Here is a 13,114-nt window from a genome sequence, read left to right on the forward strand (position 1 = left end):
CGGTGGGCCGGTGAACCTGGCCAGCCTGGACCTGAACCTGCTGGTCTCCCTGGACGCCCTGCTGCAGCAGCGCAGCGTCACCCGGGCCGCCGCGCAGATGGGGCTGTCCCAGCCGGCGCTGTCGGCGTCCCTGGCCCGGCTGCGCCGGCACTTCGGCGACGAGCTGCTCACCCGGGTCGGCAACGAGTACCGGCTGACCCCGCTCGCGGTCCAGCTCAAGGAGCTGGCCCGGATCGCGGTGGCCGGGGTGGAGCGGGTCTTCACCGCCCAGCCGGAGTTCGACCCCGGCTCCTCCACCCGCGAGTTCACCCTGCTGGTGAGCGACTACGTGGTCGCCATCCTCGGCGACACCATCGCCGAGCTGGTGGCCGAGGAGGCGCCGCACACCCGGCTGCGCTTCACCCCCCACTCACCGGCGATGGTCGAGCGCGCCGACCAGGTGCTGCTGACCGCCGACGTGATGCTGCTGCCGCGCGGCTTCATCACCGACCTCTCGCACCGCGACCTCTACCGCGACGAGTGGGTCTGCGTGCTCTCCGCGGACAACCCGCTGGTCGACGAGGGCCTGACCATCGAGCACCTGGAGACCCTGCCGTGGGTGGCGACCTACCACGGGCAGACGGCGTCGACCGCGGCGGCGCGGCAGATGCGGATGCTCGGCATCGAGCCCCACGTGCAGGTGGTGAACGAGCACTTCCTCACCGTGCCCGCGCTCATCGCCGGCAGCGACCGGGTCGCGCTGCTGCAGCGCCGGCTGATCGACCTGCTCCCGCTGAACAGCGGCGTCCGGGCGCTGCCGTGCCCGTTCGAGGTCGGCCCGCTGATCGAGGCGATGTGGTGGCACCCGGTGTTCGACGACGACCCGGAGCACGGCTGGCTGCGCGACCTCGTCGTGCGCGCGGCCGAGCTGGCGGTGGGCACCTCCGCGGTGGCCGGTATCGACCTCGGTGATGACCCACCTCAGGAGAAGTGATTTCCGCTCCGCCCCCCTGCTGCTGACACTTCCGCTCCAGTGATGCCGGTCACCGGACCGGCGCCCTCGTCAACGGAGACGCCCGTGTCGGAAGTCGTGAGTCCCCAGCCGCTCGCCGAGGAGCCGCTGGCCGGTGAGGTCGCGGTCGACCCGGCGACCGGTCGCCCGGCCGGGCGCGCCCAGGCCGCGGTGCTGCTGCTGGCCAGCTGCCTCGCGGTGCTGGGGGCGGTGCTGCTGGCACCCGTGCTCCCCGCCATCGAGGACGCCTTCGCCGGCACCGCCGGCGTCGAGGCGCTGACGCCGGTCGTGCTCACCGCGCCGGCGCTGGTCATCGGCCTGACCGCGCCGTTCGCCGGGCGGGTGCTGGACCGGGTGGGCCGCACGCGCCTGCTGGTCGCCGCGCTGGTCGTCTACGCCGTCGTCGGCACCGCGCCGGTGTGGCTGCCCTCGTTGCAGCTGATCGTGGCCAGCCGGGTGCTGGTCGGCCTCACCGAGGCCGTGATCATGACGTGCTGCACCACGCTGCTCGCCGACTACTTCCACGGCTCCCAGCGCGAGCGCTACTTCGGCCTGCAGGTCGTGTTCACCACGGTCGCCGCGACGCTGTTCTTCGGCCTCGGTGGGGCGCTCGGCTCGCACAGCTGGCGGACGCCGTTCTGGCTCTACCTGGTCAGCCTGCCGCTGGCCGTCGCCGCTGCGCGGTTGATCTGGCAGCCGGTGGTGCAGCGGCCGTCCGGCGTCCTGCCGGCCCTGCCGTGGCACCGGCTGGCCGCCCCGGTAGCGGTCTCGCTGGTCGGCGGCCTGGTGTTCTACGTGCTGATCGTCGAGCTCTCCTTCAAGCTCGACGACGTCGGCGTGGAGTCCACCGGGGCCATCGGCGCGGTGAGCGCGATCGCCTCGCTGGGCACCGCGGTCGGCGGCGCCTCCTTCAGCCGGCTCGCCGCCCGCGGGCCCGCGGTCACCGTCCCGCTGGCCTTCGCGGTGTCCGGCATCGGGTTGGTCGGCCTGGGTCTGGCGCCGAGCGTCCCGGTGATCGTCCTGTTCGCCGTGGTCACCGGTCTGGGCAACGGCCTGCTGCTGCCCTCGCTGCTGACCTGGGCGCTGGGGTCGCTGACCTTCGAGCAGCGCGGGCGGGGCACCGGCTGGTGGACCGCCGCGGTCTTCCTCGGCCAGTTCGTCTGCCCGCTGGTGGTGCTCGGGCTCTCCGCTGCGATCGGCGGGCTCGGCTCGGCGATCGTGGTGCTCGGCGTCGTGGCGCTCGTCGCCGCGGGCGTCGTGCGGGCCTCGCGTCAGGCCCGGGCCGTGGCGCCCGCCCACGGCGCCTGAGCCGCCCGGGCGGTCGCCAGCAGCCGCTCGACCAGCGGTGTGCGGAGCACCATGACGGGCCGGCCGGCGAGCTCGGCGGCGGCCAGGTGCTCCAGCACGAGGTCGAGGGCCGGCTCGGACAGCGAGGTCACCGAGCCGGCCTCGATCCGGTCGACCCGGGCCGGCTCGCGGCCGTAGCGCTGCACGAAGGCGGCGACGACGGCCTCGTCGACCTGGCCGGCCAGGCAGAGCGCCCGCCCGTTCGAGGTGTTGAGCAGCCGGACGACGCCCCGCGCTGCGGAGCCGGCGGACAGCGGCGAGGTCACGCCTGCAGTCTGCCGCCCGCACGCGCGGGGCGCCGGGGTCAGCCGACCGGGACCGGGTCCTCCGTCGTCCGGGCGGGGGTCCCGTGCTCCAGGGCGGCGCCCTCCACGTCGAGCCGGGGGAGCCACCGCAGCCAGCGGGGCAGCCACCAGGCCCGCTCGCCGAGCAGCGCGAGCGCGGCGGGCACCAGCACCATCCGGACGACGAAGGCGTCGAACAGGATGCCGCTGGCCAGGGCGAACGCGATCGACTTGATCGTCGCCTCGTCACCGGTGAAGAACCCGGCGAAGACGGCGAACATGATCAGCGCCGCCGCGACGACGACCGGGGCCGCCTGCCGGAAGCCGGTGCGGATCGCCTCCATCGCCGAGGCGCCGTGGCTGTGCGCCTCGTGCATCCGGGAGACCAGGAAGATCTGGTAGTCCATCGCCAGCCCGAACAGGATGCCGATCACCAGGATCGGGGTGAGGCTGATCAGCGGCCCGGTGCTCGGGATGCCCAGCAGGTCCGACAGCCAGCCCCACTGGAACACCGCGACGGTCGCCCCCAGCGAGGCGCCGATGGTGAGCAGGAAGCCCAGCACGCCGACCAGCGGCACCAGCAGCGACCGGAACACCAGCACCAGCAGCACGAGCGCCAGCCCGACGACCAGCACCAGGTACACCGGCAGCGCCGCGTCGAGGGACTCGGAGACGTCGACGCTGACCGCGGTGGAGCCGGTGACGTAGGCGTCCACGCCGTCGAGGTCGGCCAGCTGGCCGCGCAGGTCGGCCACCAGCTGCTCGGTGGCCTGGCTGGTCGGCCCGGACGCCGGGATGACGGTGAGCAGTGCCGCGCTGTCGTCGGCGTTGGGGATGGCCGGCGCGACGGCGGTCACGTCGGCGAGGTCGGCGATCGGGCCGCTGGCCGCGGTGGCGGCCTCGGCGGCGCCGTCGCCCTGGAACAGCACGGTGAGCGGGCCGTTGAAGCCCTCGCCGAAGCCGTCGGCGAGCAGCTGCTCGGCCCGGGCCTGGGTGCTGTCCTCGGGCTGGGTCTGCACCAGCGTGGTCCGCATCGAGAAGAACGGCACCGCGACGGCGCCGAGGGCGACGACCGCCAGCAGCAGCGAGAGCACCCGGTGCCGGGTGACGGTGGTGACCCAGCCGGCGAGGAAACCGCGCCGGGCGGCCGCGTGGTGGGTCACGCCTCGAACGGCGCGCTCCTTGCGGGGCAGGGTGCGGCGGCCCAGCAGGCCGAGCACGGCCGGCACCAGCGTGAGCGCGACCAGCACGGCCACCACGATGGTCGCGGCCGCGGCGATGCCCATCTGGGTCAGGAACGGGATGCCGACGACGGCCAGCCCGACCAGCGCGATGACCACGGTCAGCCCCGCGGTGACCACGGCCGAGCCGGCGGTGCCGACGGCGGTCGACACCGCGGTGCCCACGTCGGAGCCGCGGCGCAGCTCCTGCCGGAACCGGCTGACGATGAACAGGCCGTAGTCGATGCCGACGGCCAGGCCGAGCATCCCGGCCAGCGCGGAGGTCGTCGAGGACAGGTCCAGGAAGCCGGTGGCGATGGTGATCCCGAGGACGCCGATGCCCACCCCGACGACCGCGGTCAGGAGGTTCATGCCGGCGGTGACCAGCGTGCCGTAGGTCAGGGCCAGCACCAGCAGCGCGACGACGACGCCGGCCAGCTCACCGACGCCGGCGACCGACGGGGTCTCGTTCAGCGCGTCGCCGCCGATCTCGACGGTGAGCCCGCTGCTGCCGCGGACGTCGTCGACCGCGGCGACCAGCGCGTCCTGCTCGGCGACGGTGACGCCGCCGACCGGGGCGTCGTAGGTGACGGTGCTGTAGGCGGTGGTCTGGTCGGCGTTGACCGCCGGGGCGGCCGGGTCGAGCGGGTCGCTCGCCGACACCACGCCGGGCAGCCCGCCCAGCTCGGTGACCAGGCCCTGCACGGCGGCCGCGTTCTCCCCACCCGTCAGCGGCGTGCCGTCGGGTGACTGCACGACGACCCGGGCGGTGGCCCCGTCACCGCCGGCGCCGAAGTCCTGCTCGATCAGCCGCAGCGCGGTGGTCGACTCCTGACCGGGGATGGAGAAGGTGCTGGAGGTGGTGCCGGCCAGGGTGGCCGCGCCGACCCCGCCGCCGACCAGCACGGCCAGCCAGACGAGCACGACGGCCCAGCGGTGCCGGGCCGAGAAGGCCCCGAGTCGGGACAGCAACAGAGCCATGGATCAGGCCTCCACCTGGTCGGAACGGGTCGGGGGAGCGCCGGGACTCCGGTGGCCGAGCGCGTCGAAGCTGGTGGCGATGATGTGCGGCCGGAGGGCGGCGGCCTCGCCGGACTGCCGGGCGCCGAGGGCGAGGACGGCGAGGGCGACCAGCGCGCCGGCGACCCGGACGCAGCGCTCCCGCTCCGCCGTCCGCGGGTCGACGTCGAAGGCGGCGAAGGCCCAGGAGCTCGCCGGGTCGGTGTCCACCTCGCCCACCGCGACCCCCTGGGTCGCCGGCGTGAGCAGGAACGAGACCAGGCCCGGGTGCGCCAGCGCGGTGTCCACGAGCACCTCGATCGCCCGGTGGTCGCGCGCGGCGCCGGGCGGGAGGTCGCGCACCTGGTCCAGCGCGCCGGCCCCCAGCGTGTCGACCTGCGCGCGCACGGCCTCGTGCAGGGCGTCCTTGCTGGGGAAGTGGTGCAGCAGGCCGGCCTTGGACAGCCCGACGGCGTCGGCGACCGCCTGCACGGAGGTCTGCTCGAAGCCGTGCCGGGCGAACAGGGCCGCCGCCCGGTCGAGGATGCCCGCGTCGATCTGCTGACGGAACGGGCGGGCCACGAGGACGACGGTAGCCCGGCTCCCGACCGATCCGGTCGGCGACCCGACCAGATCGGTCGGTGCCGTTGCTCACAACCGGTCGATGGTCGCCGTCCCGGAGGTCACCGGCAGACTGGGGCGGTGAGCGAGCCGACGACGGAGGGGACGCTGCCCGTGGGCCAGTTCTGGGCCGGGTGGACTGTCGACGACCCGGCCGGGGTGGTCGTGCTGGTGCACGGGCTGCACGAGCACGGCGGGCGCTACGGCCACGTCGCGGAGCGGCTGCAGCGTGCCGGGTACAGCAGCTACGCCGTCGACCACCCCGGCCACGGCCGCTCGCCCGGCGTGCGCGGCGGCATCGGCAGCATGGCCGCCACCGTCGCGGGGGTCGGTGAGCTGGTCACGCTGGCGGCGGAGCGGCACCCGGGCGCACCGCTGTTCGTCTACGGCCACAGCCTCGGCGGGCTGATCGCCCTGCAGTACCTGACCGGCACCCCGGACGACCGGATCCGCGGCGCGGTGCTCTCCGCCCCGGCGCTGGACACCGGCGCGGCCACCCGGGCGCACCGGGTCGCGGCGCCGGTGCTGTCCCGGCTGCTGCCGCACCTCGGCGTGCTCACGCTGGACGCCGAGACGATCAGCCGAGACCCCGCGGTGGTGGCCGCCTACCGCGCCGACCCGCTCACCTTCACCGGGAAGGTCCGCGCCCGCACCGGCGCCGAGATGGTGGCCGCGGCCACGGCCATGCCGGCCCGGCTCAGCTCGCTGACCCTGCCGCTGCTCGTGCTCCACGGCGGCGCCGACCGGCTGGTGCCGACGGCGAGCAGCGAGCTGGTCCCGGCCGCGGCCGGCTCGGCCGACGTCACCCGCACGGTCTACCCGGAGCTGTTCCACGAGCCGCACAACGAGCCCGAGCAGGAGCAGGTGTTCGACGACGTGGTCGCCTGGCTGGACGCCCACCGGGCCTGAGCGTCAGCCGGGGCTGCGCGGGTCGCGCCGCCGGCGCCGGGACTTGGCGCCGTACATGGCGTGGTCGGCCCGGGCGACCAGCCGGTCCGGTGCCTCCCCGGGCTCGCCCACGGCGTGGCCGATGCTCACCCCGATGGTGAGCTCGCCGGCCGGGTTGGCGAACGGGCGCCGGAAGGCGGTGGTGACCTCCGCGGCGAGCATGCCCAGCCGCGCGCTCGCCCCGCCGGGGCAGACGACCACGAACTCGTCACCGCCCAGCCGGGCCACCAGGTCCGACGGCCCGGCCAGCGACTGCAGGCGGGCCGCCGCGTCGGCCAGCAGCCGGTCGCCCACCGCGTGCCCGTGCCGGTCGTTGACCGCCTTGAACCCGTCGAGGTCGCAGAACAGCAGCCCGCAGCCGCTGCCGCGCTCGCTGTCGAGGTGCTGGTGGAGCGCGTCGAACAGGGCGCTGCGGTTGGGCAGGCCGGTGAGCACGTCGGTGTGCGCCCGCCGGCGCAGGGCCGCCTCGCGCTCGCGCTCCTCGGTGACGTCGAGCCCCAGGCAGGCCAGCGCCCACGGCGCGCCGGCGTCGTCGTGCAGCACGTCGATGGTCATCGACACCCGGCGGCGGACCCCGCCCGCCGCCAGCCAGTCGGCCTCCTGGGGGAACGCGGTGCCCGTCGCCATGGAGCGGGCGACCGCGTCCAGGGCCAGCGCGCGGTGCTCGGGCGCCACGTAGACGTCGTAGAAGGGCCGGCCGACGAGCTCGTCGGCCGACCGGCCGGTGAACTGCTCCATCGCCGGGTTGACCAGCACCAGCCGGTTCGCCCCGTCGACGACGCACAGCAGCGCGCGCGTGGAGCGCACCACCTCCACGGCCAGCTCCTGCTCGGCCCGGCCTGCCCGGATCACCGCCCGACCCTAACCGCAGGTCCCGGACGCCATCACCCGCGCTCGGCTGCCACCTGGAGTGACGTCCCGCTGGCCCTCTGTGCGCAGCGTGTGCGGTTGCTGTGCACCACCATTGACACCGCTCTCACGGCCTCCCTACGGTCGGGTCCGTTCTAGGACTGCACGGGGGGCACACCCTGCCGGTCCTGCTGGCGCCCTGGACCGGCCGTGCCCCCGACCACCGCGCGACGACGCCGGTGGACCGCAACGGACACGGAGTCCCCCATGCCTGGACGTCTGGCACCACCCCCTGCCCTGCCGCCGGCCGCGGCCGCACCCCGCAGACGACGGCGCCGCTGGCCGCTCGTCGCCACGCTCAGCGCCGGCCTGCTGGCCGGCAGCGCCGCCACCCCCGCCGGGGCCACCGACGGCCACTGGGGCGGTGGCCCCGGCGGCGGCCACGCGAGCACGACGGTGGAGCCCTTCGGCACCACGCCCGACGGGACCGCGGTGGAGCGCTGGACGCTCAGCAACGGTGACATGACCGTCCGGGTGCTCACCTACGGCGGCATCGTGCAGTCGCTGGAGGTCCCGGACGCCCGCGGCGAGGTGGACAACGTCGTCCTCGGGTTCGCCGACCTGGCCGGCTACATCGAGAACAACAACCCCGGCCCCTACTTCGGCGCCCTCATCGGCCGCTACGGCAACCGGATCGCGAACGGCAGGTTCGAGCTGGACGGCCAGACCTACCAGCTGCCGCAGAACAACAACGACAACACCCTGCACGGCGGCACGGCGGGCTTCGACACCAAGGTCTGGTCGGCCACCCCGGTCGGCGACAAGGACGTGGCCGCCCTCGAGCTGACGCTGGTCAGCCCGGACGGCGACCAGGGCTTCCCCGGCACGCTCACCACGACCGTCACCTACTCCCTCGACGACGACGAGCGGCTCTCGGTGCACTACGAGGCCACGACCGACGCCCCGACCGTGGTGAACCTGACCAACCACACCTACTGGAACCTGTCCGGCGAGGGGTCGGGGACCATCTACGACCACGAGCTGCAGCTCAACGCGAGCGGCTACACGCCGGTCGACGCGGAGCTGATCCCGACCGGGGAGATCGCACCGGTCGCCGGCACGCCCTTCGACTTCCGCGAGCCGACCGCGATCGGGGCGCGCATCCGGGAGGACGACCAGCAGCTGCTGTACGGCCAGGGCTACGACCACAACTGGGCGCTGGACCGGGTGGACAACGGGACGCGGGAGGGCTCGGACAGCGAGGACGCGCTCGAGCCCGCGGCCCGGCTGCACGACCCGGACAGCGGCCGGACGCTGTCGATCGAGACCACCGAGCCGGGCATCCAGTTCTACTCGGGCAACTTCCTGGACGGCACGCTGGTCGGGACCGGCGGCCAGGTGTACCGGCAGAGCGACGGGCTGGCCCTGGAGACCCAGCACTTCCCGGACTCCCCGAACCAGCCGCAGTTCCCCTCGACCGTGCTGCGCCCGGGGGAGACCTACGACAGCACCACGGTGTTCGACCTGTCCGACTGACCTCCCGGAGGACCTGCTGACCAGGGGCCCCGACCGTCGCCCGACGGCCGGGGCCCCTCGGTCATGAGCCAGGATGGCCCGGTGACCCCCACCCTGGCCGCGCTGGTGCTGCCCGACCGCCACCCGGTGTCGCTCTTCCTCGCCGAGGTGCAGGAGGCCGAGCAGGCCGGGGTGCGTCTGGTCTCCACCTACGACCACCTCACCTGGCCGCTGCTGGCCGACCGGCCCTGGTACGGCGCCGTCCCGCTGCTGGCCGCGGCGGCGGGGGTGACCGACCGGGTGCGGCTGGGCACCCAGGTCGCCTCGCCGAACTTCCGGCACCCGGTCCCCTTCGCCAAGGAGCTGATGACCCTCGACCAGCTCACCGGGGGCCGGCTGGAGCTGGGCGTCGGCGTGGGCACCGAGGGCCCGGACGCCCTGGTGCTCGGGGAGCCGCCGCTGTCCCGCCGGGAACGCGCCGACCGCTTCGCCGAGTGGCTGGGCCTGCTGGACCAGCTGCTCCGCGAGCCGGTCACGACCGTGCACGGCGAGCGGTACACCGCGGTCGACGCCCACCAGCTCCCGGGCTGCGTGCAGCAGCCCCGGCTGCCGTTCACCGTCGCCGCCACCGGGCCCCGGGCACTCCGGCTGGCCGCCCGGTACGGCCAGCGCTGGGTCACCTACGGCCCCTTCGGCGCGGAGGTGGGACCCGAGGAGTGGTTCGCCGCCGTGGCCCAGCAGTCCGCGCGGCTGACCGACGCGCTGGCCGAGGAGGGCCGGGAGCCGGCCGCGCTGCGGCGCAGCGCCCAGCTCGGGCTGGAGACGTCCTGGCCGTTCGAGAGCGCCGAGCGGTACGCCGACACGGTCGGCCGGCTGGCGGAGGCCGGCATCGACGAGGTCGGGGTGCACTGGCCGCGGCCCGACGGCCGCGGGGTGCCGCGGGCGGCGCTGCCCTTCCTGGCGCAGGCGCACGGCGGCTGAGCCCCGCGCCCGGGACGATGGGGCCGTGCGGCAGCTGGCCCGGGTGGCGGTGGTCCTCCTCGTCCTGTCGGCTGTCCTCGTGGGCCTGCTCTGGGCGGTGCAGCGACGCCTCGTCTACTTCCCGGACGACGGTCCCGTGCCGGCGGCCGCGGACGCGCTGCCCGGCGCACGCGACCTCCGGCTGACCACCGACGACGGGCTCCGGCTGGGTGCCTGGTGGGTGCCGGCCCCGCACGCCGACGCGGCGACCGTGCTGGTCGCCCCCGGCAACGGCGGCTCCCGCACCCTGCGGGCACCGCTGGCCCGGGCGCTGTCGGCGGCCGGGCTGGGCGTGCTGCTGTTCGACTACCGCGGCTACGGCGGCAACCCGGGCAGCCCGAGCGAGGCGGGCCTCGCCCTCGACGTGCGCGCCGCCCGCAGCGCCCTGGTCGAGGCCGGCGTGCGCCCCGACCGGCTGCTCTACCTCGGCGAGAGCCTGGGCTGCGCCGTGGTCACCGAGCTGGCCGTCGAGCACCCACCGGCCGGCCTGGTGCTCCGCTCGCCGTTCGTCGACCTCGCGGCGGTGGGCAGCGCGCACTACCCGTTCCTGCCGGTCCGGGCGCTGCTCCGGGACCGGTACCCGGTGGCGGAGCAGGTCGCCGGGGTGACCGCGCCGACGACGGTCGTCTACGGCAGCGGCGACACGATCGTCCCCCCGGCGCAGAGCCGGCGGGTCGCCGACGCCGCCGGCCGGCTGCACCGGCTGGTCGAGGTGCCCGGCGCGGACCACAACGACGCCGTGCTGGCCGACGGCGACCCGCTCGTGGCCGCGGTCGTCGAGCTGGCGGAGCTGACGGGTCGCTGACCCTCAGGTGCCGCAGAAGGTCCGGTAGGCGGCGGAGCCGCCCGGCGCGGGGGCGGCGTACCGGGCCAGGCCGGGGCGCTCGGTGTACGGGGAGGTCACCGCGTCCAGCAGCCGGTGCAGCGGGTCGAGGTCGCCGGCCGTCGCGGCGGTGAGCGCCTCCTCGACCAGCAGGTTGCGCGGGACGTAGACCGGGTTGACCCGGTCCATCGCCTCGGCGTCCGGGCCGACGGCACGCCAGCGGGCCAGCCAGCCGTCGATGCCGGCGAGGTCGAGGAACAGCAGCCGCGCGGGCTCCGCGTCGCCGCGGGCGGCCGTGCCCAGGGCGCGGGAGAACGAGGTGAGGTCGACGTGGTCGGCCTGCAGCAGGGTGAGCAGGTCGTCGACCAGCGGGCCGACGACGCCGTCGTCCAGCCCCGCCGGCAGGCCGAGCTTGGCCCGCATGCCCGCCGTCCAGGCCGCGCCGTACTGCGGGCGGAACCCGTCGAGGGCGGCCACCGCGAGCTCGACGGCCTGCTCCTGCTCGTCGGCGAGCAGCGGCAGCAGCGCCTCGGCCAGCCGGGCGAGGTCCCACTCGGCCACGACCGGCTGGTTGCCGTAGGCGTAGCGGCCGCCGGTGTCGATGGAGCTGTACACCGTCGCCGGGTCGTAGGCCTCCATGAACGCGCACGGGCCGAAGTCGATGGTCTCGCCGGAGATGGTCATGTTGTCGGTGTTCATCACGCCGTGCACGAAGCCGACCAGCATCCAGCGGGCGACCAGCTCGGCCTGGGCGGTGACCACCGCCTCGAACAGCGCCAGGGCCGGGCGCTCGGCATCGGCGGCGGCCGGGTGGTGCCGGGCGATGGCGTGGTCGGCCAGCCGGCGCAGCAGGTCGACGTCCCCGGTGGCCCGGGCGTACTGGAAGCTGCCGACCCGCAGGTGGCTGCTGGCGACCCGGGTGAGCACCGCACCGGGCAGCAGGGTCTCCCGCCGCACCGGGCGCCCGGTCGCCACCACGGCGAGCGAGCGGGTGGTGGGGATGCCCAGGGCGTGCATCGCCTCGCTGACCACGTACTCCCGCAGCATCGGCCCGACCGCGGCCAGCCCGTCGCCACCGCGGGCGAACGGGGTGCGACCGGAGCCCTTGAGGTGCAGGTCGCGGAGCCGGCCGTCGGCGTCGACGAGCTCGCCGAGCAGCAGGGCGCGCCCGTCGCCGAGGCGGGGGACGAACCCGCCGAACTGGTGCCCGGCGTAGGCCTGGGCCACCGGCGTCGCGCCGTCCGGGACGTCGTTGCCCAGCAGCAGCCGGACCCCCTCGGGGGTGCGCAGCTGCGCCGGGTCGAGGCCCAGCTCGCCGGCCAGCGGCTCGTTGAGCACCAGCAGCTGCGGCGCCGGGGCCTCGTCGGCCTGCCAGGGGACGGTCAGCTCCGGGAGCTCGCGGGCGAACCGGTTGCCGAGGCGGACGCTCAGGTGCGGGGCGACGGTCACCCCTCGAGGGTAGGAGCCGTCGCGCGTCCCCGCGCCCGCTCGCGGGCCCGGCGCATCGCGCGGCGGCGGACGGCCCGCTGCACGCGGCGCACGTAGAGGCCGACCAGCTCCGGGCCGCGCGGGACCCGGGCGGCCCGGACCGCCCACGGCGACACCCCGCGCTGGACGGCGAAGCCGTTGGCGTCGATCCAGTACCGGTCCGCGGCGAGCACCTCGGCCGAGGGCGCCCGCATCACCCGCTTCTGCAGGTGCACCAGCAGCGCGGTGCGCCGGACGACCTGCCCGTGCTCGAGCCGGTACTCGCAGACCTCACCGTCCTCCCAGGCGTAGCGCCGGGGGTCCCGCCCAGGCGGGTGCTCCGCCCGGGTCCGGTAGCGCGCGAAGGAGAGGTCGAAGATCGTCTGCTCCTGCCAGATCGGCACGCCCAGGTCCCGCAGCAGGAGGTAGATGCCCGCCCACTCGTCGAAGTGCCGGGCCGCCGGGTCGGTCAGCACGTCGCGGTGGCTGACCCCGTCGATCTCGTGGCGCCACCAGCCGGCGGCGGCGGGGGTGTTCCGGTAGAGCGCGAAGTTGCCCTGCACGAGCACCTTGTCGGCGGAGAAGGCCTCGGGTGGGAGGTGGTCGCGGATCCGGCCGAACACGACGTCGAGGTCGCAGTGCCCCCAGAAGTCGCAGCCGGCCAGCTCGTCGGCGAGGACCTCGCCGAACGCCGGCCGGAGGTCGCACAGCTTGTACGGGCCCTCGACCGCCAGCGGGACGTCGACGTGCCGCTGGAAGCGCGCCACCAGGTCGGCCAGCTCCCACCGCTGGACGGTCAGGTTGGCCGAGGCCCCCGGCACCGGCGCGTCGGTCAGCATCAGCCACTCGACGTCGGGGTTGGCCGCCATGCTGCGCACGACGAGCGGGAAGTACGACGGCCGCGCCCCGAAGTAGGGGACGACCAGTCTGATCGAGGGTCCGGCCACCCGCCGGACCGTAGCGACCGCCGGCCGCTCGCGGGACCCGCCCGGCAGCGCGGCCGTTTTGCCCGCCCCCGGTGGGGGGACCA

Annotated in this window: 12 protein-coding genes; 6 read left to right on the forward strand and 6 right to left on the reverse strand. The window is 75.4% G+C overall.

Going from position 1 to position 13,114, the window contains the following annotated elements; genetic code table 11:
- The first annotated feature begins 10 nt into the window (after positions 1–10).
- Positions 11–973 carry a LysR family transcriptional regulator gene (locus MODMU_RS11185; protein WP_014740347.1) on the forward strand — a complete coding sequence of 321 codons (963 nt, stop codon included), beginning with the start codon at positions 11–13 and terminating at the stop codon, positions 971–973.
- 84 nt (positions 974–1,057) lie between these two features.
- The gene (locus MODMU_RS11190) at positions 1,058–2,299 is read left to right on the forward strand and encodes an MFS transporter (RefSeq protein ID WP_014740348.1); all 1,242 of its coding nucleotides are present in this window, start codon (positions 1,058–1,060) and stop codon (positions 2,297–2,299) included.
- Here MODMU_RS11190 and MODMU_RS11195 read toward each other — a convergent pair.
- The 3 genes from MODMU_RS11195 to MODMU_RS11205 are packed head-to-tail and all read right to left on the reverse strand — an operon-like array spanning position 2,263 to position 5,423.
- Entirely contained in the window at positions 2,263–2,604 is a 342-nt protein-coding gene (locus tag MODMU_RS11195; RefSeq protein ID WP_014740349.1) for a hypothetical protein, read from the reverse strand. The genes MODMU_RS11190 and MODMU_RS11195 overlap by 37 nt on opposite strands.
- Positions 2,605–2,642: 38 nt before the next feature.
- On the reverse strand, positions 2,643–4,823 hold the full coding sequence (locus tag MODMU_RS11200; protein ID WP_014740350.1) for an MMPL family transporter: 2,181 nt from the start codon (positions 4,821–4,823) through the stop codon (positions 2,643–2,645).
- A gap of 3 nt (positions 4,824–4,826) precedes the next feature.
- Positions 4,827–5,423 (reverse strand): TetR/AcrR family transcriptional regulator, encoded by a 597-nt coding sequence (locus MODMU_RS11205; protein ID WP_014740351.1) that lies wholly within the window; start codon positions 5,421–5,423, stop codon positions 4,827–4,829.
- A gap of 120 nt (positions 5,424–5,543) precedes the next feature.
- Between MODMU_RS11205 and MODMU_RS11210 the strand changes: the two genes are divergently transcribed.
- Entirely contained in the window at positions 5,544–6,371 is an 828-nt protein-coding gene (locus tag MODMU_RS11210; RefSeq protein ID WP_014740352.1) for an alpha/beta hydrolase, read from the forward strand.
- A gap of 3 nt (positions 6,372–6,374) precedes the next feature.
- Here MODMU_RS11210 and MODMU_RS11215 read toward each other — a convergent pair whose 3' ends face one another.
- The gene (locus MODMU_RS11215) at positions 6,375–7,262 is read right to left on the reverse strand and encodes a sensor domain-containing diguanylate cyclase (protein ID WP_014740353.1); all 888 of its coding nucleotides are present in this window, start codon (positions 7,260–7,262) and stop codon (positions 6,375–6,377) included.
- Positions 7,263–7,526: 264 nt separating this feature from the next.
- Here MODMU_RS11215 and MODMU_RS11220 point away from each other — a divergent pair, with 264 nt between their 5' ends.
- From MODMU_RS11220 to MODMU_RS11230, 3 genes are all read left to right on the forward strand, one after another.
- Entirely contained in the window at positions 7,527–8,795 is a 1,269-nt protein-coding gene (locus tag MODMU_RS11220; protein WP_014740354.1) for an aldose epimerase family protein, read from the forward strand.
- An 81-nt stretch (positions 8,796–8,876) separates the two neighbouring features.
- Positions 8,877–9,755, forward strand: a complete 879-nt coding sequence (locus MODMU_RS11225; protein WP_014740355.1) for an LLM class flavin-dependent oxidoreductase — start codon at positions 8,877–8,879, stop codon at positions 9,753–9,755.
- Positions 9,756–9,780: 25 nt separating this feature from the next.
- The gene (locus MODMU_RS11230; protein ID WP_014740356.1) at positions 9,781–10,599 is read left to right on the forward strand and encodes an alpha/beta hydrolase; all 819 of its coding nucleotides are present in this window, start codon (positions 9,781–9,783) and stop codon (positions 10,597–10,599) included.
- Between the two features lie 3 nt (positions 10,600–10,602).
- Here the strand turns inward: MODMU_RS11230 and MODMU_RS11235 are convergent, their stop codons facing one another.
- Both MODMU_RS11235 and MODMU_RS26970 read right to left on the reverse strand, forming a co-directional pair.
- Positions 10,603–12,066, reverse strand: a complete 1,464-nt coding sequence (locus MODMU_RS11235; RefSeq protein WP_014740357.1) for a protein adenylyltransferase SelO — start codon at positions 12,064–12,066, stop codon at positions 10,603–10,605.
- Positions 12,063–13,031, reverse strand: coding sequence for a DUF6625 family protein (locus MODMU_RS26970; RefSeq protein WP_051143971.1), 969 nt, complete (start codon positions 13,029–13,031; stop codon positions 12,063–12,065). The genes MODMU_RS11235 and MODMU_RS26970 overlap by 4 nt, the downstream gene beginning before the upstream one ends.
- Between the last annotated feature and the right edge of the window lie 83 nt (positions 13,032–13,114).

Origin of the sequence: Modestobacter italicus (assembly GCF_000306785.1) — a bacterium.
GTDB lineage: Bacteria > Actinomycetota > Actinomycetes > Mycobacteriales > Geodermatophilaceae > Modestobacter > Modestobacter italicus.

What these genes read in the sequence shown, in the direction of transcription:
- MODMU_RS11200 (WP_014740350.1), bottom strand. Translation starts at nt 4,823, where the DNA reads ATGGCTCTGTTGCTGTCCCGACTCGGGGCCTTCTCGGCCCGGCACCGC.
- MODMU_RS11220 (WP_014740354.1), top strand. Translation starts at nt 7,527, where the DNA reads ATGCCTGGACGTCTGGCACCACCCCCTGCCCTGCCGCCGGCCGCGGCC.